This window comes from Amycolatopsis sp. NPDC054798, from assembly GCF_053611505.1.
Window position 1 is genome coordinate 1 of the sequence record NZ_JBSHAM010000005.1, and the last position, 19,246, is coordinate 19,246.

Below are 19,246 nucleotides of genomic sequence, written 5' to 3' on the forward strand. Positions count from 1 at the left end.
CGCAATGTGGCATTGGGTGCGTCCGACGCACCGAACGCCACATTGGGTGCGTCGCATGCACCCAATGCCACATTGGGGCGCTTTCAGCGGGCGACGGCGGTTTCCCGGAGCGCGGCGTCCACCGGCACCGAGCGGGTCGGCTCCAAATACAGCTCCCGCAACAACAACCCGTCCATGTGCTGCACCGTCAGACCAGGCTGCTTCCCGGTCAGCCCGTTGAGAAACCCGCCGAGCTTGAACGCGCCCCGCACCGGCCACGACGGCATCGGCCGCACTCGGCGCGGTCGCCCAGCCGCCGCGGCCAGCCGGGTGAACATGTCCGTCCACCGCAGGTTTTCCTCTGCCACCGGGACATCCGCGCCCGACGCCTGCTCCAGCGCATCCACCGTCGCGACGCCGACCCCGCGCGCGCTCGTCGCCGCGGTACCTCCGGGCGGCGCGAAGAGCGGCGAGCCGGAGCGGACCCACTTCACGATCGGCACCGACCACTGTGGCACCCGATCCTCCGCGACGCCGAAGACGAACGGCACTTCGATCACCGCCACCGGCAACTCTGGCCCCGCGGTTTCGCGCGCGACGCGAGCCTGCTCCAGCCGACTGCGCACGTACGGATGCTTCGCGGCCAACCCCCACTCAGGGTGTACGCGGTCGAAGTACGTGTAGTACGACCCGAGCACAGCAGCTCGCGTACAGCCGACTTCGCGCGCCGCGCGCAACAACGCGGCGACGGGTGCGACGTTGCCCGCGCGCAGCCGAGGCTCGACCGGTCCGCGTCCGACCGCACGGTCGTCCATGCCGCCCGCGAAGACGACACCGTCATGTCCGTCGAGCGCTGAGCGCAGTTCGTCGTGAGAAGCCTTCGAGACGTCGAGCGTCCTGTCGACTCCCTCACGTGCCGTACGCGCGACCGCAGTCGTCTCGTGGCCGCGTTTCCGCAGCTCGTCGAGCACGTGCTGGCCCAGCAGCCCGCTGCCGCCCACCACCAAGATCTTCATGATCCCGATCTTTCCAGGTAGACACCGTCTACATACTTTGATAGACAGTGTCTACAAGATGAACCAGGGGTTACGGAGAGCGGAATGGGTTTCCACACGTTCGTCGCCGTCGGCGACAGCTGCGCTGAGGGGCTGGACGATCCCTACCCGGATCACAGCCAGTACCGCGGCTGGGCGGACTACGTCGCCGGGCGGCTCGCGCGCGACGAAACCGGGTTCCGTTACGCCAACCTCGCCGTTCGCGGACGGCGGCTCGACCAGATCACCGCGGAGCAGCTGCCGTCGGCCGAGCGGCACGAACCCGATCTGATCGCGCTGTTCGGCGGCGGCAACGACGTGATGAGCCGCGGCTGGGACGCCCGCACGGTCGCGCGCCGCGTGGACACCGCGATCCGCCAGTGCACGCAGATCGCGCCGAACGTCGTCACTTTCACCTTGAGCGACATCGCGCACCGCATGCCGCTGGGCGCGCGGATGCGGCCGAGGGTCACCGCGCTCAACGACGCCATCCGCGAGGCTTCGGTCAGCTACGGCGCGAAGCTCGTCGACCTGTGGCCGGACCAGGCCGCGCACGATTCGCGCTACTTCGGGCCAGACCGGTTGCACCTGTCACAGGCCGGGCATTTGCGGGTGGCCGGCCACGTACTCGACCGGCTAGGTGTCGCGCACGACGGCAGCTGGTTGCAGCCGTTGTCCGGCGCTCCGGCCCAGGGCAGTGCGATCGCCGACCTGCGCTGGCTGTGGCAGGAGGTGCTGCCGGTCGGGATCACGCGGCTGCGCAACCGGCTCACCGGCCGGTCCCCTGGCGACGGCTTCCTGCCGAAGCGTCCGGAGCTGCTTCCCGTGGCCTTCTCCGAAGCTCAGGTATGAGCGCGCGGCAGCGGTTGATCAGCACCGCCGCGGACTTGCTCGTCGGCTCCGGCGTCGAGGCCGTGACCTTGCGCGGCATCGCGAAGGCGGCTGGCGTGTCGCACGGTGCGCCGCTTCGCCACTTCTCGGGGCGCGCGGAGCTGCTGTCGGCCGTAGCGACGCTCGGCTTCACGCAGCTGCTGCACCGAGGCGCGCAGTTGCCCGACGGAAGCCCGCGCGAGCGCATCACGGCCGCCTGTCACGCGTACGTCGACTTCGCGGTGACAAACCCCGCCATGTTCGAGCTGATGTTTCGTCGCGACCTCATCGACCCTGAGGAACCGGGGCTGGTCGCGGCCAGCAGTGCCGTCTTCGACACCTTCGCGAAGCTAGTGCGCCTCGACCGCGCCGAAGCGGACGACGACCGGCTTCGCCCGGGTACGGATCCGCGGCTCGTCGCGGCGTCGCTGTGGGCCGCGTTGCACGGTCTGGCGCAGTTGTGGCTGTGGGGCGGACTGGCGGGAGCGAGCTTCGCGCCTTCGCCGGAAGCGGCGTTGGCGGTGACGCTGGACGCGTATCTGGGGTGAAGCTCAGCGGAGAGCCCGGAATCCTCCCCACCCCTGGCTCTCCGCCGAGCAGCGGGAATGGATAACCATTCAGAACCGACCGTAACCGCTCGATCCTTCCCCGGGATCCACCCTCCGCCGCATCCCCGGTAAACCCTGGCGGTAGCCCGCCTGCCGCGACCGCGGTAGCTGACTGGGAAACCGCCGGTCAGGAAGGTAGCTTCGGGCGCGTGATGCGGATCTTGCGGGCGCGGCCGCTCCTCACGGATTCGCTGCTGGCCGCCGCCGTCGCGCTCTTCCTCCTCGCCGGGGCGGCGGTCCACCACGGCTCGCTCGGCGACCGGCCGGGGCTGCCCGGGCTGCTGCTCGCCGCGGCGGGCGCGGTGCCGCTGGCGTTCCGGCGGCGCTACCCGATCAGCGTGCTGATCGTGGTGACCCTGATGGTCGGTGCGTTCGCGCTGGCCGGGTACCGCGCGACGCTCGGCCGTCCCGACGTGCTGATCGCCGCGTACACGGTGTGGGCGCGCTATCCGGTGCGGCAAGCCTGGCCGCCGTCGCTGTTCGCAGCGGCCGGTTTCGAGGTCACGATGCTCGTCGGCGACAGTTCGAACCCGGTCGGCGACACGGTGATCGCGGTGCTGCAAGCGTCCGCGACTATCCTTATTGGACACTCGGTTTACCTTCGCGGACTCGCTCTGCACGCGACCGCGGAACGTGCCGACCGCGCCGAACTGGCGGTCGTCGAGGAGCGGCTGCGCATCGCGCGCGAGCTGCACGACGTGGTGTCGCACCACCTTTCGGTGATCTCCGTGCAGGCCAACCTCGCGCGGTACGTCTTCGAGTCCGCGCCGGACACCGCGCGCAGCGCGCTCGACACGATCACCGGCACGACCACCGAGGCGCTGGACGAACTCCGCCGCCTGCTCAGCGTGCTGCGGCCGCCGCATCACGAGCCGGGCGAATACCGGCCGCAGCCGGGTCTCGAAGAGCTCCCCGCGCTGGTCAGCCGGGTCCGCGAGGCCGGGCTGACGGTGCGGCTGCGGGTCACCGGAACGCCGCGGACGCTGCCGCCTGGCCAGCAGCTGTGCGCGTACCGGGTCGCGCAGGAAGCGCTGACGAACGTCCTCAAGCACGCGCCGGATTCGTTCGCCTCGCTGGAGGTCGAGTACCTGGCCGACGCGCTGCGGCTGAGCGTGGCCGACTCCGGCGGCGGACCGGCCGCCGACGGCAATCCCGCCGGTCACGGCCTCGTCGGCATGCGGGAGCGGGCGCGTATGTACGGTGGCGAGATCGAAATCGGGCCCCGCGAACCGGCGGGGTTCGAGGTTGTGCTGACCCTCCCGTACCCGGGCCGGACCGCTGGAGAACCGAAGTGACCAGTGTGCTCGTGGTGGACGACCAGGACCTCGTCCGCGCCGGCCTCGTCGCGCTGCTCGACGCCGCGCCGGGCGTCGAGGTCGTCGGCGAGGCACGGGACGGGCTGGAGGCCGTGCACGAGGCGGCGCGGCTGCGGCCCGAGGTGATCCTGATGGACATCCGGCTGCCCGGCCTCGACGGAGTGTCGGCCACCGCCCGCATCCTCGCCGGGCCGGACAACCCGCGAGTGCTGATCCTGACCGTCTTCGACCTCGACGAATACGTGTACCGCGCGCTGCGGGCCGGCGCGGCCGGATTCCTGCTCAAAGACAGTCCGCCGGAAACGCTGATCTCCGGCATCCAGGCAATCGCGCGCGGGGACATGCTGTTCGGCCCGACAATCACGCGGCGGCTGGTCGAGGCGTACACGAGCGCGCCACCCGCCGAGCCCGCGCCGGAGCTGAGCGGGCTGACCGAACGCGAACGCGAGGTGCTCCGGCTGGTCGGCACCGGGATGCCGAACGGGGAGATCGCGGCTCGGCTGCTGGTCAGCGAGGCCACGGTGAAGACGCACCTCAACCGGCTGATGCCGAAGCTGGGGATTTCCAGCCGGGCGCAGGCGGTGGTGGTCGCTTACGAAACCGGTTTGGTTCGGCCGGGGCGGTAGCCGGATTCGTTGCGCGGCAGGCGTTCTGCGGCGTGTTGACCAGGCATTCCGTAAGGGCCCAGCGCAGGACCTATCGGCCCAGCAACTGGCGCATCAAGACGGCGCAGGCCGGGGAGGCCGCTTGCGAAACCGGCCCGGCCCGGGGCGATAGCCGAATTCGTTGCTCAGCAGACGTTCCGCAGCGTGTTGACCGGCCATTCCGTGCACGGCCGGGCCAGGCGAGGTCGCCGCTGAGCACAGATACTCACCGCGCAACAGGGTGCGAGAAGGGTCTCACCGCAAAACCGGGCGGCCCAGCAACCGGCGCATCGAGACCACGCAGGCCGGGGAGGTCGCTTACAAAACCGGCCCGGTACGGCCCGGCTGATAACCGAATTCGTTGCGCAGCACGCGTTCTGCGGCGTGCTGACCGCCCATCCCATGCACACCCGGACCCGGCGGAGTCGCCGCCGAACACAGGTACACACCGCGCAACGGGGTGCGATAAGGATCCCACCGCAGAACCGGCCGACCCAGCAACTGGCGCATCGTAACCGCACCGGCCGCGACGTCGCCGCCGACGTAATTGGCGTTGTACGCCTCGAATTCGCTCGCCGGGATCGACCGCAAGGCGAGGATCGTGTCGCGGAAGCCGGGCGCGAAGCGTTCGATTCGGCGGATGATCGCGGCGGTCGGGTCCAGCGGATCTCCGTGCGGGACATGGGCATAGGCCCAGATCGGCTGTTTGCCGGGGAGACCGCGGGACGGGTCGGCGGCCATCGGCTGGGAGAGGAGGACGAACGGGTCCCGTGCCCGTTTTCCGGCGGCGACCGCGTTCTCAGCCGCGTAGACCTCGGTTTTCGTTCCTCCGATGTGGACAGTCCCGGCCTGGGCGAGTTCCTTCTCGCGCCACGGGATCGCTTCGGAGACCAGGAAATCGACCTTCGCCGCCGCCGGTCCGTAGCGGACTTTCTCCAGCGCTCTGCGGTACCGATGAGGCAGCAACGGTCCAGCCAGCTCTAGGACGCCTTTCGGCGCTAAGTCCAGCAGGACGGCGCGCGCATGCGCTAGCTCGCGTACGTCGGCGACGCGCGCGTTGGTGCGTACGCGACCACCGTGTGCCTCGAGGTCAGCGATGAGGGCGTCGGTGATGCGTTGCGAACCGCCGCGCGGAATCGGCCAACCTGTGGTGTGCGCGAGATGGCTCAGCAGCACCGCGATACCGCCGCCTACGAGTGAGGGCAGCTTGCCAAGCGCGTGCGCCTCGACGCCAGCTAGGAGCGCCGCCGCTTCCTTGCCCTGGAAGGAATTCACTGTCGCGGCGAGAGTGCGCGTCGCGAGGTAAGCCGCTGTACGCGGGCGCGGCGGGTGTCGAAGGTCGCCGAGAAGCGCTTCGGTGATCTCAGCGGTGTGCTCAACCAGTGGCGCCATAAAGCGCCGCCACCGTTGCCCGTCGGCTCCTAGGCGCGCGCAGGTGCGGTCGAGATCCGCGTACGCGATCGCTGTGGTCTTCTCGTCGATCGGATGCGCGTACGGGATTTCCGGGTGGCAGAGGTCGAGGTCGAACTGACGCAGAAACGGCGACGCCGCGGCCATCGGATGGACCGCAGAGCAAATGTCGTGGACGACGTCGGCGTCGAACAACCGCTTCGACCGCGTGCCTCCACCCGGTTCGCTCGCCGCCTCGAACACCTCGACCGACAACCCGGCCCGCGCCAGCACCACGGCCGCGGCCAGGCCGTTCGGCCCCGAGCCGACGACCGCGGCGTCCAGCGTGACAGGCGGAGACATGTCCCGATCGTAGGGTTGCGACGAACCGGGCGCCCAGTGTCACTCCCGAACATCTGATCGAATATTGTCGTACCCCACGCCTACCGTGCACCCCAAGCCGGTCCGCACGGGCCGCGCCTGCTGGAGAGGGGGGTCATGCCCGACCACGACACGTTGCTGGAGCGCGTGCGGAAGCTGCTGGCCAAGGCCGAGGACCCGGCCGTCACGCCCGCCGAAGCCGAGCTGTACAACACCAAAGCGGCGCAGCTGATCGCGCGGCACGGGATCGACAACGCGATGCTGGCCGCGTCCGGCCACAGCGGCGACGACATCACGGTGCTGAAGCTGCCGATCGCCAATCCGTACAGCCGCGACAAGGCCAGCCTCCTCACCAGCATCGCCTATCCCTTGCGCTGCCGGACGCTGTTGCACCGGGTCGGCCAAGGGGTCGAAGAGGTCACCGTGTTCGGCTTCCGCACCGACCTCGCGCGGGTCGAGCTGCTGTACACCAGCCTGCTGCTGCAGGCGAGCACGCAGCTGACGCGGGTACGGCCGGAGGAACGCGTTTTCCGCGAATCGCTGGCGGCGTATCGGCGGACGTGGCTGCACGGTTTCGCGCGTGCGGTGCACGAGCGGCTGACTGCGGCGGAGGAAAACGCTGCGCGGACGTACCGATCCGAGGTCGCCGGGAAATCGGCGGAGCTGGTGGTGCGGGATCGGACCGCGTTGGTGCAGCAGGCTTTCGACCGGGAGTACGGGGATCTGCGCTCGGCGGCCCCGCGACGGTTGTCGGGGTCGGGGTACCGGGAGGGGCACCGGGCCGGGACCCGGGCGAATCTCGACCCGGCGGCGCTGGGGCGGCGGAGGCCAGCGCTACCGGTGCGGTGAGGACAGTGGTTGCAGAGCAGCGGCCCGTGAGAGCGGTTGCGGAGCAGCGGCCCGCGAGGGGAACCATCCGGACAGGCTCGCTGGGCGGCTATGGGAGATCTCGTGCTCCGCGTTGAAGACCTCACCACCCGGCCCGACCTGCGCGTTCCCGCGCTTCAGCTGGGCTTCGTCGGCGGAGAGTTCCTCGGCAATGGCTTGACCGCCGGGCTGGCCAGTTCACAACGGATCGCCGCGCACTGGCCTGAGTTCTTTCTGGTTCTTCTCCGCGACAACACCCCGGTCGCGCGAGCGGCGGCGATACCCGTCGCCTTCCCTGCCCCGGAACGGCCTGAGCTGCCCGACCACGGCTGGGACGGCGCCCTCGCCTGGGCCGCCGAAGACCACCTCGACGGGCGGGAACCCACCGCGCTGGTCGCGCTCGAGGTGTACGTCGCGGAAACCGCACGCGGGCAAGGGATCGCCGCGCAAGCGCTGGCCGAGTTGAAGAACCGGGCGCGCCGGGCGGGGCTTTCCCGGCTGGTCGTGCCGGTGCGGCCGACCGGGAAGCCGCCCCTGGAGTCCATTGTGGACTATCTCGGCCGGGACACCGATCCCTGGCTGCGCAGCCACGAACGGCTCGGCGCGGAGTTCCGGAAGATCGCGCCGTTCGCGATGACCGTCACCGGCACGCTCGCGCAGTGGGAGGAGTGGACCGGCATCCGCCTCGAAGACGGGCACACCGTCGTTCCCGGCGGGATCGCGCCGGTACTCGCGTCGCGGGCACAGGATCTGGGCGTGTACGTCGAGCCGAACGTCTGGTACGAACACCCGCTCTGACTAGACCTGTTCCCAGCCGGGCAGCCAAACCCCGTCCCCCGGTTCCTGCCCCGTCACCAGATAATCGCGCAGTTTCCGCACGTCCGGATGCGCGGCCTCGCGCCGCCACAGCAGCGACATCGGGTACACCGGCGTCGGGTCCACCACCAGCACCCGGCGGAGGTCGTACTCGTCCGGCCAGAAGTAGCGCGAACCGGCGCCGACGAAGGTCGACAGGTCCGGCGAGGTCGCGAGTTCGTCCAGCATCGTCTCGTTGCCGAAGACCGGACCGGACACGTCGATGGTCAGGTCGAACGCCTCGGACAGCTCGGCGTAGTACGCGCCCCATTCCGTGCTCGCGGACAATCCCGGCATCCAGATCCGGTGCCCGGCCAGCTTCGCGATCGGCACCGACGGCAGGTCGGCGAACGGATGGCGCGGGCCGACGAGCAGCTCGTGCGCGTCGTAGTCCACTACTCCGCTCGTTACGCCGCCCGGCAAAGCGCGCTTCGGAACTCCGCGAAACGCCGCGTCAACGGAACCGGCGGCGACCGCGGCGACGGCGGCGTCGAAGGTCAGCTCGGCGCCGGAGGTCACCACCTCCAGCTCCACCTCCGGAAACGCCCGGTGGAAACTCAGCGCCAGATGCGCCGACTTGGTCCGCCGGTTCAGCACGTCTACCCGCAGCGGGCGCTTCTCCGGACGCACCGCGGCGAGCGCGTGCTTCTCGGCGTCGAGCAGCACTCGCGCGTGCGGCAGAAACGCCTCGCCGTCACTGCTCAACCGGGCTCCGCGCGCGGTGCGGGTGAACAGCTGCACTCCTAGCTCGCGCTCCAGCGCACCGACGCGCTTCGACACCGCTTGCTGCGTGATCCCCAGCTCCGCGGCCGCTTCCTGGAACTGCCCCCCGTCCACGACGGCGACGAAGGTCCGCACGAATTCCAGCTCCACGGGCCAATCCTAAGCGCTCGCGCCGCCCGGCGCGGGCACCTGACCCAACCCCGCTACTTGTCTGAGGAGTTGTGTTACGCTCCGCCTCGATGTTCACGCGATTCCTTCTCCTTCGCCGCCACGGCGGGGCCTGACCGGACCGGCCCCCCGCCGTGGGGCGAGCACGCGCGCCGGTCGTCTTCCGACCTCCCGAGAAGGACCGCAGATGAACACCGTGTGGAACCGGCAACGAGCCTCCCGCATGCCCTCGCACCGTTACCGCGACGTCTACCAGCGCGTCGACGTCCCCAACACCGGCCGGGCCTGGCCCGGCAACCGGATCACGCACGCCCCGCTCTGGGTGCCGGTCGACCTGCGCGACGGCAACCAGGCGCTGGCCGAACCGATGGACCCGGCGCGCAAACGCCGGTTCTTCGAGCTGATGGTCACCATGGGGTACAAGGAAATCGAGGTCGGCTACCCGTCCGCCTCGCAGACCGACTACGACTTCGTCCGGCTGCTCGCGGACACCGATCTGGCCCCGGACGACGTCACCATCGTCGTGTTCACCCCGGCCCGCCGCGACCTGATCGAGCGCACCGTCGAGTCCATTCGCGGCATCCGCAACGACGTCGTGATCCACCTGTACACCGCCACCGCGCCGACCTGGCGCACGGTGGTCCTCGGCCACGATCAGGCGTCGCTGAAAGAACTGATCCTCACCGGTGCCCGCGACGTTCTGCGCGCGGCCGGCGACCTGCCGAACGTGCGTTTCGAGTTCTCCCCCGAGGTCTTCAACCTCACCGAACCCGGGTACGTGCTGGAGGTGTGCGACGCGGTCACCGAGACGTGGCAGGCGAGCCCGGACCGTCCGGTGATCCTGAATCTCCCGGCGACCGTCGAGATCGCGACGCCCAATGTGTACGCCGACCAGATCGAGTACATGCACCGCAATCTCGCGCGCCGCGACTCGGTGATCCTGTCCGTGCACCCGCACAACGACCGCGGCACCGGCGTCGCCTGCGCCGAACTCGCGGTGCTGGCCGGGGCCGAACGCGTCGAGGGCTGCCTTTTCGGCAACGGCGAGCGCACCGGCAACGTCGATCTGGCAACGCTGGCGCTGAACCTGCACGCACAGGGCGTCGACCCGATGATCGACTTCTCCGACATCGACGAGATCCGCCGCACCGTCGAGTACTGCAACCGGATCGAGGTCCACGCGCGGCATCCGTACGTCGGCGACCTCGTGCACACCGCGTTCAGCGGCACCCACCAGGACGCGATCAAGAAGGGCTTCGCCGAACATCACGCGCGTGCGGCGGAAACCGGCGTGCCCGCCGGCGAACTCGACTGGCGCGTGCCGTACCTGCCGATCGACCCGGCCGACCTCGGGCGCGACTACGCCGCCGTGATCCGGGTCAACTCGCAGTCCGGCAAGGGCGGAATCGCTTACCTGCTGGAAAGCGAGTACGGCATCACGCTGCCGCGCCGGTTGCAGATCGACTTCGCGCGCCGCGTCCAAGACCACACCGACGGCTCCGGGCATGAGGTGACCGCGACCGAACTGTGGCAGCTCTTCGAGTCCGCGTACCTCCAGCCCAGCCCGGCGATCACGTTGTCCCGCTTCGAAAACTCGGCCGACGAACACACCAGCATCACCCTGCGCGTCGACGGGAACGAGCACACCACCACGCACGCCGGAACCGGGCCGGTCGAAGCGCTCACCGCGGCGCTCGGCGAGCACGGGCGGAAGGTGGACATCGTGGCCCTGCACCAGACGAGCATCGGCTCCGGCAACGACAGTGAAGCGTTGACGCTGCTGGAGTATCGCACTGACGGCGGTACACAGTGGACAGCTGGGCGGGACCGTTCGGTGCTCGCGGCCAGCCTGACCGCGGTGGTGAACGCCGCGTCGCGGTGACTCAGGGCCTCGCCCAGTCACGCGAACGCATCCCGCCGGGGCTCAGCAGTTCGTGAACTGAGCCGGGTTCCGGTGCGGATGCGGTCGCGTGGCGGTCTCCGACAGGGTTCAGCAGTTCGTGCCGCGGTCGAGCACCGGCGCGCTCGCCTGACGGTCCCCGGCCGGTCGCGGACGGAGCGGCCACCAAAGCGCCTTGCCCAAAAGCGCGGCGAGAGCCGGGACCAGCACCAGCGAAAGGACGAGCGCGGAGAGCATGATGCCGAGGGCCATCGCGAAGGCGACCTGTTCGTTGCCGGGACTGGTGGCGAGCGTGGCGAAAGAACCGGCGAGCACCGCACCGGCGGTCGCGATGGCCGGGGCGGTGTGCCGGACCGCGCGGGCCACTGCGGTTCGTGCCGGGCCTGGCCGTCGCGTCTCCTCGCGGATCCGGTCGGTGATAAGGATGTTGTAGTCGGTGCCCAGTGCCACGACGAACAGGAACAGCACCAGCGGAAGCGTGAAGTTGACGCCGGGCTCGCCGGCGACGTGCTGGAACAGCAGCGTGGCGGCGCCGAGGGTGGCGGCGAACCCGAGCCCGACCGACAGCATCAGGAGCACCGGCGCGAGCAGGCTGCGCAGGAGCAGCAGCAGAATCAGCGCGATCAGCACGGCCGCGACCGGGAACACGATCTTCAAGTCGTGGTCGACGGCGGTGGAGATGTCGGCGAAGATCGCCGCCGTCCCGCCCACGTGCGCCGTCGTTCCGCCGGGCGTGTTCCGGGCGACGGCGGTCCGGACCGGTCCGGCGGCGAGGTCGCGGGCCTGCTGGCTTTGCGAGCCGACGGTCAGGTAGAGGTCGATCCGGGCCGCACGGCGGTCCTCGGTCAGGACCGTCGGCGCGACTTGGCCCACCCCGCCGACTCGGGAGAGACCTTGGGCGAGTCCGTCGAGCCGTTCGACGGTCAGGGTCGAGCCGTCCTCGGTGGTGACGAAGACGCTCGTCGGATCGGACACTCCGGCGGGGAGTGCGCGAGAGATCTCAGCCGCGGTGGCCGCTGCGGGAGTCGAGTCGCCGGAGCTGGGCCGGCCGTAGTCCATCCGGATTCCGGTCAATCCCAGCGCCAGTGCGCCGAGCAGCGCGACGGAGGCGGCCGCCATCATCAGCGGCCGTCGCGTGACCAGCGAGGCCAGTCGGGCGGCGCGGCCTTCCGCGGGCTGGCGGCTCAACGCGGCGGAGGGCCAGAACATCTTGCGTCCAGCGACCGCGAGCAGCGCGGGCATGAGGGTGAGACTGCCGAGCAGCATCACCAGTACCGCGACGGCGATCGCCGGACCCAGCGAGCGGAACTGTCCGAAGGTCGCCGCTCCCAACGTCGCGAACGCGGCCACGATGGTCAGCGCCGCCGAAGCGATCGCGGTGCCTACGCGGGCGGAGACCTGCGCGGCTGCCTCGCGGGCGGGCTGGTCGGGCCGGTCGCGCAGGTGCTCGCGAAAACGGAACAGCAGGAACAGCAGATAGTCGATGCCGATGCCGAGCAGGACGACGGAGATCAGGTCCGGGGTGCCCGCGTCGAGCTTGTGCCCGGCGAGCAGCGCGGCACCTGCCACGGCTCCGGCCGCGGCACCGCCGATCAGGGCGACCGCCAGCAGCGGCAGCAAGGCCGCCAGCACACTGCGGAACACCAGCACATTGAGCAGGATGATGAAAACCATGACCAGTGCGCTGCCCACCTTCGCGGCGACCGCGTGCGCATCGGTCGTGTCGACCCGCTCGGCGAGACTTCCGGTGAAACCGGTCCGCATCCCCGCCTCGGCGAACTCCGTCCGGGCGGCGTCCCGGAAGGTCCGGTAGACCCCCTGGACCCCCTTGTCCGAGGGATTTCCCGTCAGCTGCACGGAAAGCAGTGCGAAACTCCGGTCGGGCGCGGTCATGGCCGGGACGATCCGGGGCGTCTGGGAACGGTCTGGGACGAGGAACCGCGGCATGTCGTCCTCGGTGGGCATGAGCACCTGACGCCGGGCCAGTTTCGCCGCCTCGGCCTCGATCCGCTCTTGATCCGCGCTCCCGAGCGCTTTGCCGTCAGCGCGGGCGACGAGCATCGTCACCGTGGTGGCGTCGGGGTTCGTCCCGAATTTTTCCTCGGCGATCCGCTGCGCTGCGGCCGAGTCGTATCCGCTGGGAAGGAAGTCCGCCGACTGGTGCTGAGTCACGCGGGCGAGCACGGTCGGGGTCAGCGCGATCAGGGCGGCGCCGAGCAGCACCCACGCGGCGATCACCCGCCACGGTCGTCGGGTGGAGTATCCGGTCAGGGCGCGGATCACGAGGTTCCTCCGGCAGAAGTGCTTGTCCGCCGGGGATTCCCGGCCGGTTTTCAGTCCAGCACTCCGACGGGTAAGCAAGCGTCGTCGCGGCGGATGATCCGGGACGGGGTCCGCGGTCCCTTCCCCGCACCGGGACTAGGACCCTGGTCCTAGTCCCGGACCGCCGCGGGCTCCGTGCGACCCTGTCCTGGGCCGGGAGGCCGGACGCAGGGAGAACAGACATGTCCAGGAGCCGGCCAGACGTGCGGGTGCCGTCGCACGGCATCGAGCCGCCGTGGACTCGCAACGACGCGCTCGTGGCGGGCGGCGCGTGCGTGATGAACCTGCTCAGCTACGTGTTCTTCAGCACCCCCGACGGCCGCTACGACGTGCGTGCCACCGGATTCCTTCTCGTCGCGCTGGCTGCGGTACCGCTGCTCGCCCGGCGCACTCACCCGGTAACGGTGCTCGCCGCTGTGCTGGCGCTCGACACGACGGCCACTTTGATCGTTCCGCTGCCGAGCCATTTCGGCGCGGTGCTGATAGTCGCCCTGTACTCGGTCGCCCGGTCACGCACCGGATGGGTGACCGCGGCCGCGGCTGTCGCGACGGTGTCACTGACGCTGCTGAGCCAGAGCGACGGCCGGATCCCGCTGTGGCGAGACGTCGTCACCCCGCTCCTGACCGCACTGCTCGTCGTCGGCACCGCACTGGTGATCAACCGCTGGCAGCGGGAGGTCGCGGCCAACCGACGGCTCCTCGCCGACCGCGCAGTGGCCGACGAACGCCGCCGCATCGCCAGGGAACTGCACGACATCGTGGCGCACCACATCACCACGATGCAGCTGATGGCGGGCGGGGCGCGGGCCAACCTCGCCGAACCGGAGGTTGTCCGGGAGGCGCTGACTGCATTGGAGTCCTCCGGCCGGCTCGCACTGAGCGAGATGCGCCAGCTCCTCGACGTGCTTCGCGCCGACGACGAACCGCAGGCCTCGCCGTCGCTGCCCCAGCCCGGGGTCGACGGGCTCGACCGTCTCGTGGCCGAGTCCGGTCTCGCCGGACTGCCTGCCGAGTTCAGCGTCCACGGATCGCCGCGTCCACTGCCGCCGACGGTCGGCCTCACGGTGTTCAGGATTGTCCAGGAAGCCCTTACCAACGCCCGCAAGCACGCTGGGCAGGCCCACGCGTTCGTAGAGCTGACCTACCGCCGAGACAGCGTCACCGTCGAGGTGCGAGACGACGGCGGAGGCACCTCACCGCAGGACTCCGCACCGGGTCCGGGAGGCTTCGGCTTGATCGGCATGCGCGAGCGCGTCGCCCTGCACCACGGCACCCTTGCTGTCGGCCCGCGAGCCGACGGAGGGTTCGCTGTGGTGGCCGACCTGCCGCTGACCACGGACCAGGCCGCCGACGCGGCCGTCCAGCACGAAGGGACGACGCGATGGTGATCCGGGTGCTGATCGCGGACGACCAGCCGCTCGTCCGCCGAGGACTGTCGCTGATCCTCTCCCCGGACCCCTCGTTTGAGGTGGTGGGCGAGGCCGAAGACGGCGCGCAGGCCGTCGCACTCGCCCGGCAGTCGCGCCCGGACGTCGTGGTGATGGATGTCCGGATGCCGGTCCTCGACGGGATCAGCGCTACGAGGGAACTCGCCGCCACCGTGCCCAGCTGCCGGGTCCTGGCACTGAGCACCTTCGATCTTGACGAGTACGTCGTCGGTGCCCTGCGCGCCGGGGCCTGCGGTTTCCTGCCCAAGGACAGCTCCCCGGAAGAACTGGCCGCGGCGATCCGCACGGTCCACGCCGGGGACGCCGCGGTCGCGCCGCGCCTGCTCACCCGGCTGATCGCTGCCTACGTGCGACCGCATTCCGCCGCTCCGCAGACCCCCACCGGCGTCGACGGCCTCACTCCCCGCGAGGTCGAGGTGTGGCGGTTGATGGCCACCGGCCTCGGCAACGCCGAGATCTCCCGCGCACTGGAAATCAGCCTCTCCACGGTGAAAAACCACATCACCGGGCTTTTCGACAAGCTCGCCGTTCGCGACCGCGCACAAGCGGTCATCGCGGCTTACGAATCAGGGCTCGTCACCGCCCGCGGGGCGACCGCGGAACCGCCCAGCGCCTAACGGGATCCGCCTGCGGTCCTCGGCGAGCGCTGTGCCGGGAATCAGCCGTTGCCGCGGAGATACGTCAGCACCGCCAGCCGCCGGGCGATCGACGCGTTGGAGTGTCCCTCGGCGATCAACGACAGAACCTCACGCTCCCGCGCCGAAAGCCGGGCGAGCGGGTACGAATCAGGGCTCGTCACCGCCCGCACGGCGACCGCGGAACCGCCCAGCGCCTAACGAAATCCGCCTGCGGTCCTCGGCGAGCGCTGTGCCGGGAATCAGCCGCTACCGCGGAGATACGTCAGCACCGCCAGCACTCGCCGGTTCCCGTCGTCGGTCGGCGGGAGGTCGAGTTTCGCCAGGATGCTCCCGACGTGCTTGCCCACCGCGGCGTCGGACACCACCAGCCGCCGGGCGATCGACGCGTTGGAGTGGCCCTCGGCGATCAACGACAGAACCTCTCGCTCCCGCGCCGACAACCGGGCCAGCGGATCGGCCCTTCGGCGCAGCAACTGGCGCACCACCTGCGGATCCACCGCCGTTCCGCCGTCAACGACCTGGCGCAGCGTCGCGACGAATTCCTCGACGTCGACCACCCGGTCCTTGAGCAGATAGCCGACCCCGCGCCCCTCGGCGGAGTCGAGCAGGTCGGCCGCGTGGTGGTGTTCGACGTATTGGCTCAGCACCACGACAGCCAGCTCCGGCCGGATGCGCCGCAGCTCGACCGCGGCGCGCAGGCCCTCGTCCGAATGCCCGGGCGGCATCCGGATGTCGGTGAGCACCAGGTCCGGCTCGTGCTCGCGCACGGCGGCGTGCAGCCCCTCGGCGTCGCCGACCGCGGCGACGACCTCGAAGCCGAACCGCGCCAGCAAACCGCACAATCCCTCGCGCAGCAGCACCTCGTCCTCGGCGAGGACGACCCGCATCGGCTCTCCCTTCAGCACGGCAGCTCCACTCGCACGACGGTCGGCCCGCCCACCGGACTGCGCACCCACATCCGGCCGCCCAACACGGCGATCCGGTCGCTCAACCCGGTGATCCCCGTGCCGCGCGCCGGATCAGCACCGCCAGCTCCGTTGTCCCACACCTCAATCGTAAGGAGCGGACCGACAATTTTGGCGGTCACTGAGGCGCAGGTGGCCGCGGAATGCTTGGCAACGTTGGTCAACGACTCGGCCACCACGAAGTACGCAGTGGATTCCACCGACTCCGCCAACCGCGTGGGCACCGCCACATCGACGGTGACCGGCACCGCGCACCCGTCGGCGAGTTCTTCCAACGCAGCGGGCAAACCGAGTTCGGCCAACGCTCGCGGATGGATGCCGTTGATCAGCTCACGGAGTTCGACCATCAGTTTCTTGGCCTGATCATGCGCGTCCGACACCGCCTTCGCCGCCGCTGAATCGGGCGGCAGATCGACCTTCGCGAGCCCAAGCTGCAGGCTCAGCCCGACCAGCCGCTGTTGCGCGCCGTCGTGCAGATCGCGTTCGATGCGCTTGCGTTCCGCGTCGAACGCCGACAGCAGCCGGGTGCGGGATTGCGACACCTCGGTCAGCTCGCCGCGAAGCTTCTCGGCCGGACCGGCCGTGAGCAACGAACGGGCCAGCATCGCGTGCAGGCCGGCGGATCCGGACAGCAGGTAGCCCGCCAGCACGAGCAGCACCACCCCGGCCAGCGCGAACGGCACGGCCCCTCCCGGAGTGGAAACCTCGGCGAAGCCAACGGAAATCGTGTCGTTGGCATTCACGAGCAGCGGACTGGCTATCAAAATCAGCGCGAAGAACGCGACCAGGCCGGCCACGGAATACAGCGCGGGAATCGCGGTGCACAACAGGACCGCGTAGCCGAGTTCGCGCCACGCGGCCGGTTCGGTGTACCGCGCCCGCATTCGGGGCCACCAGCCCGGTTCACTGGCCGGTCCAAACGGGACACTCACCGGATTGAGGTCGACCATGCGCAGCCGCTGCCGTTCGACCCCGGCCACCACCGCCGCCCACGCGGGGCCGGCGGTCAGGAACAGCAGGATCCCGAACACCGAGGCAACCGCGACGAGCTCCAGGTCGGACGTCTGCCCTTGCACGACCCGGCTGACCAGCACCGCGAGCGGCAGCAGGCAGAACCCGAACGGAAGCCCGAACAGCAGCGTCATCGGGCCGGTGCTGAACCCGTACAGCAACGCTCGCCACGGCCAGGAGGAAATCAGGAACGTCCGACGCGACAAGGCATCGAGCACAGTGCGCGGTTGCGCGGTCGGAGAGACGGTAGCCACGCGATCCAGACTAGCCAGCGCGTTGGCCGGTCTCGATCGGTTTGCCCGTAGTCTCGGAGGTAGGGCTAGGCATACCACGGCGGCGGATTGTCCGCCCGGGTGAGCAACCGGCGCAGTGGCGGACGCGTGAACATCCGCATCACGATCGCGTTCAGCCGCGCTTCCCAAGCAGTGCTGGGGGCCCATCGCTTGAGCATCGCCGGGGTCGCGTCCCGGTGTCCCCAGTGGACGAACCGGCGCATCCGGGTTTCGTACCGGCCAAGGTCGCCGGTCGCAACGGCCTCGGCCAGCGCCTCCGCGCCCATGATCGCCATCGCGGTGCCGAGGCCGGTCATTGGCGAACCCGCCCACGCCGAATCGCCGAGCAGTACCACCCGCCCGGCCGACCACGCCGGAGCGGTGACCTTCACCAGTTCGTCGCAGAAGAAACCGGGGTCGTGCGCGATCGCGTCGAGCACCGACGGCAGGTGCCATTCGTCCGCGATCCCGGCCCGCTTGACGCTGTCTGAGATAAATTTCCGTTGCGCCCCAACATTTCCGACCAGCTCTTCGCGCCGAGGAGCCCGGACCGCGATCAACGCTTGGCCACCGACGCGTCCGGGCCGGACGGCGGCCATCACCCCGCCTCCAACGGCGAACATCCGCATGTCCGCACCGAATTCGCGGGGGTACGGCACCGCGACGAAGGCGAGATAGCCACCCAAGTACCGCGCCTCCGCCGCGGGAAACCATCGTGCCCTGGTCGCGGACCGCGCTCCCTCGGCGACCACTAGGAGGTCCGCGTCGATCCGGCGACCGCGGTTCGTCTCCACTCGCACGCCAGCAGCGGTGACGTCGGCGTGCACGAGATGTTCTCCATAGTGGACGTCCGCAGTGGACGCCTTCTCCAGCACCGTGTTCAGGTCCTCGCGGCCGATTTCGACGTCAGCCACGATCCCGCCGGCCTGCGCGGGCATCCGCCACAGCTCGCGCCCGTCCCGGCCGACCGCGACCATGCGCTCTTCCTCGACCCGCAGGGCGAGCACGTCGTCGAGCAGTCCCCATTCGCTAAGCACCTCCTGACTGTGCCCGCGCAGGTCCACCGTATGACCGCCGGTCCGCGGGCCGTCAGCTCGTTCGAGCACGGTGGCTCTGATCGCGCGACGGCCTAGCGCCACCCCCAACGCGTGGCCGGCGATCCCGCCTCCGCTGATCACGATCCGTGGTGTTTTCACCGGTCAGACGGTAGCGCCGGATTAGTACAATGTGCAAGACGTTGTGCAAAACATCGTCTGAGACGCCCGGGTAAGGTGTGCTCCGTGGGCAACCGAGAGGATCTTCTGGAGGCCGCTCGCGTCTGCTTGCGCGAGCGCGGCCTGAGCACGACCGCGCGTGATATCGCGTCCGAAGCGGGAGTCAGCCTGGCCGCGATCGGCTACCACTTCGGTACGAAAGACGCACTGCTCGCGCAGGCCGCCAACGAAGCGATCGGCGACGCGCTGGGCGCGTGGATCGACAAAACCCTCCGCGCGACTCCGACCGGAGCCGACCCTGGCAAGACTTTCGCCGAGTTCTGCGGACGGCTGCCCGAAGCGTTCGCCTCCGTGCACACCCACCTGCTGACGTCGCTGGAACACCTCACGCGTCTCGTCCGCACCGGCGAGCCGCAGGCGACGATGGCACCGGCGATGCGGCAAAGCACCGATGCGCTCACGAAAATCCTCGGTGCCGTCCATCCACAGCTTCCGCCGCCCGAACTGGACGGGCTGGCGCAGCTGTACCACGCCGTGATCAACGGCGCGTCCCTCATCTGGCTCGCCGCACCGGATTCCGCCCCGGCCGCCGGCCAGTTCCAAGCCGCAGTCTCGGCGTTGACTTCAAGTTAAGTTGAAGTT

General features: G+C 69.8%; 18 protein-coding genes. 10 read left to right on the forward strand and 8 right to left on the reverse strand.

From position 1 onward, the window contains the following. Positions 1 to 83 precede the first annotated feature (83 nt). A complete protein-coding gene (locus ACWGIC_RS04765) occupies positions 84 to 995 on the reverse strand; it encodes an NAD-dependent epimerase/dehydratase family protein (RefSeq protein WP_452074549.1) in 912 nt (303 codons plus the stop codon). An 84-nt stretch (positions 996 to 1,079) separates the two neighbouring features. Here ACWGIC_RS04765 and ACWGIC_RS04770 point away from each other — a divergent pair, with 84 nt between their 5' ends. The 4 genes from ACWGIC_RS04770 to ACWGIC_RS04785 all read left to right on the forward strand — a co-directional run bounded on the left by ACWGIC_RS04770 (position 1,080) and on the right by ACWGIC_RS04785 (position 4,433). Beyond that, positions 1,080 to 1,865, forward strand: a complete 786-nt coding sequence (locus tag ACWGIC_RS04770) for an SGNH/GDSL hydrolase family protein (protein ID WP_452074550.1) — start codon at positions 1,080 to 1,082, stop codon at positions 1,863 to 1,865. Then, on the forward strand, positions 1,862 to 2,431 hold the full coding sequence (locus ACWGIC_RS04775; protein WP_452074551.1) for a TetR/AcrR family transcriptional regulator: 570 nt from the start codon (positions 1,862 to 1,864) through the stop codon (positions 2,429 to 2,431). Before ACWGIC_RS04770 ends, ACWGIC_RS04775 begins: the two co-directional genes overlap by 4 nt. 212 nt (positions 2,432 to 2,643) lie before the next feature. Beyond that, positions 2,644 to 3,786 carry a sensor histidine kinase gene (locus ACWGIC_RS04780; protein WP_452074715.1) on the forward strand — a complete coding sequence of 381 codons (1,143 nt, stop codon included), beginning with the start codon at positions 2,644 to 2,646 and terminating at the stop codon, positions 3,784 to 3,786. Next, on the forward strand, positions 3,783 to 4,433 hold the full coding sequence (locus tag ACWGIC_RS04785; RefSeq protein ID WP_452074552.1) for a response regulator: 651 nt from the start codon (positions 3,783 to 3,785) through the stop codon (positions 4,431 to 4,433). The genes ACWGIC_RS04780 and ACWGIC_RS04785 overlap by 4 nt, the downstream gene beginning before the upstream one ends. 336 nt (positions 4,434 to 4,769) lie before the next feature. Here ACWGIC_RS04785 and ACWGIC_RS04790 read toward each other — a convergent pair whose 3' ends face one another. Next, the gene (locus ACWGIC_RS04790; protein WP_452074553.1) at positions 4,770 to 6,203 is read right to left on the reverse strand and encodes a phytoene desaturase family protein; all 1,434 of its coding nucleotides are present in this window, start codon (positions 6,201 to 6,203) and stop codon (positions 4,770 to 4,772) included. Between the two features lie 135 nt (positions 6,204 to 6,338). Between ACWGIC_RS04790 and ACWGIC_RS04795 the strand changes: the two genes are divergently transcribed. Together ACWGIC_RS04795 and ACWGIC_RS04800 are read left to right on the forward strand one after the other, a co-directional pair. Further along, positions 6,339 to 7,070 (forward strand): DUF2786 domain-containing protein, encoded by a 732-nt coding sequence (locus ACWGIC_RS04795; protein WP_452074554.1) that lies wholly within the window; start codon positions 6,339 to 6,341, stop codon positions 7,068 to 7,070. A 102-nt stretch (positions 7,071 to 7,172) separates the two neighbouring features. Next, on the forward strand, positions 7,173 to 7,886 hold the full coding sequence (locus tag ACWGIC_RS04800; protein ID WP_452074555.1) for a GNAT family N-acetyltransferase: 714 nt from the start codon (positions 7,173 to 7,175) through the stop codon (positions 7,884 to 7,886). Here ACWGIC_RS04800 and ACWGIC_RS04805 read toward each other — a convergent pair whose 3' ends face one another. Beyond that, positions 7,887 to 8,816, reverse strand: a complete 930-nt coding sequence (locus tag ACWGIC_RS04805; RefSeq protein ID WP_452074556.1) for a LysR family transcriptional regulator — start codon at positions 8,814 to 8,816, stop codon at positions 7,887 to 7,889. Positions 8,817 to 9,021: 205 nt separating this feature from the next. Here ACWGIC_RS04805 and ACWGIC_RS04810 point away from each other — a divergent pair, with 205 nt between their 5' ends. Next, complete coding sequence (locus ACWGIC_RS04810) at positions 9,022 to 10,716, forward strand: 2-isopropylmalate synthase (RefSeq protein WP_452074557.1); 1,695 nt, start codon at positions 9,022 to 9,024, stop codon at positions 10,714 to 10,716. A 108-nt stretch (positions 10,717 to 10,824) separates the two neighbouring features. Here the strand turns inward: ACWGIC_RS04810 and ACWGIC_RS04815 are convergent, their stop codons facing one another. Continuing rightward, positions 10,825 to 13,017 carry an MMPL family transporter gene (locus ACWGIC_RS04815; protein WP_452074558.1) on the reverse strand — a complete coding sequence of 731 codons (2,193 nt, stop codon included), beginning with the start codon at positions 13,015 to 13,017 and terminating at the stop codon, positions 10,825 to 10,827. A 221-nt stretch (positions 13,018 to 13,238) separates the two neighbouring features. On the opposite strand from ACWGIC_RS04815, the gene ACWGIC_RS04820 reads away from it, so the two are divergent. After that, positions 13,239 to 14,444, forward strand: a complete 1,206-nt coding sequence (locus ACWGIC_RS04820) for a sensor histidine kinase (RefSeq protein ID WP_452074559.1) — start codon at positions 13,239 to 13,241, stop codon at positions 14,442 to 14,444. After that, positions 14,441 to 15,121, forward strand: coding sequence for a response regulator (locus tag ACWGIC_RS04825; protein WP_452074716.1), 681 nt, complete (start codon positions 14,441 to 14,443; stop codon positions 15,119 to 15,121). Before ACWGIC_RS04820 ends, ACWGIC_RS04825 begins: the two co-directional genes overlap by 4 nt. A gap of 41 nt (positions 15,122 to 15,162) precedes the next feature. On the opposite strand, the gene ACWGIC_RS04830 is transcribed toward ACWGIC_RS04825, so the two are convergent. The 4 genes from ACWGIC_RS04830 to ACWGIC_RS04845 form a co-directional block, all read right to left on the reverse strand. Next, positions 15,163 to 15,303, reverse strand: a complete 141-nt coding sequence (locus tag ACWGIC_RS04830) for a LuxR C-terminal-related transcriptional regulator (RefSeq protein WP_452074560.1) — start codon at positions 15,301 to 15,303, stop codon at positions 15,163 to 15,165. A gap of 78 nt (positions 15,304 to 15,381) precedes the next feature. Then, the gene (locus ACWGIC_RS04835; RefSeq protein WP_452074717.1) at positions 15,382 to 16,029 is read right to left on the reverse strand and encodes a response regulator; all 648 of its coding nucleotides are present in this window, start codon (positions 16,027 to 16,029) and stop codon (positions 15,382 to 15,384) included. Positions 16,030 to 16,040: 11 nt separating this feature from the next. Beyond that, positions 16,041 to 17,372: a sensor histidine kinase gene (locus ACWGIC_RS04840; RefSeq protein WP_452074561.1), complete on the reverse strand. Its 1,332-nt coding sequence runs from the start codon at positions 17,370 to 17,372 to the stop codon at positions 16,041 to 16,043. Positions 17,373 to 17,437: 65 nt separating this feature from the next. Then, positions 17,438 to 18,586: an FAD-dependent oxidoreductase gene (locus ACWGIC_RS04845; RefSeq protein WP_452074562.1), complete on the reverse strand. Its 1,149-nt coding sequence runs from the start codon at positions 18,584 to 18,586 to the stop codon at positions 17,438 to 17,440. Positions 18,587 to 18,670: 84 nt separating this feature from the next. Here ACWGIC_RS04845 and ACWGIC_RS04850 point away from each other — a divergent pair, with 84 nt between their 5' ends. Further along, a complete protein-coding gene (locus ACWGIC_RS04850; RefSeq protein ID WP_452074563.1) occupies positions 18,671 to 19,237 on the forward strand; it encodes a TetR/AcrR family transcriptional regulator in 567 nt (188 codons plus the stop codon). Positions 19,238 to 19,246 lie beyond the last annotated feature (9 nt).

Coding starts and splice junctions, on each gene's coding strand:
- ACWGIC_RS04765 (WP_452074549.1), bottom strand. CDS start 995: ATGAAGATCTTGGTGGTGGGCGGCAGCGGGCTGCTGGGCCAGCACGTG.
- ACWGIC_RS04770 (WP_452074550.1), top strand. CDS start 1,080: ATGGGTTTCCACACGTTCGTCGCCGTCGGCGACAGCTGCGCTGAGGGG.
- ACWGIC_RS04775 (WP_452074551.1), top strand. CDS start 1,862: ATGAGCGCGCGGCAGCGGTTGATCAGCACCGCCGCGGACTTGCTCGTC.
- ACWGIC_RS04780 (WP_452074715.1), top strand. CDS start 2,644: ATGCGGATCTTGCGGGCGCGGCCGCTCCTCACGGATTCGCTGCTGGCC.
- ACWGIC_RS04790 (WP_452074553.1), bottom strand. CDS start 6,203: ATGTCTCCGCCTGTCACGCTGGACGCCGCGGTCGTCGGCTCGGGGCCG.
- ACWGIC_RS04795 (WP_452074554.1), top strand. CDS start 6,339: ATGCCCGACCACGACACGTTGCTGGAGCGCGTGCGGAAGCTGCTGGCC.
- ACWGIC_RS04810 (WP_452074557.1), top strand. CDS start 9,022: ATGAACACCGTGTGGAACCGGCAACGAGCCTCCCGCATGCCCTCGCAC.
- ACWGIC_RS04820 (WP_452074559.1), top strand. CDS start 13,239: ATGTCCAGGAGCCGGCCAGACGTGCGGGTGCCGTCGCACGGCATCGAG.
- ACWGIC_RS04835 (WP_452074717.1), bottom strand. CDS start 16,029: ATGCGGGTCGTCCTCGCCGAGGACGAGGTGCTGCTGCGCGAGGGATTG.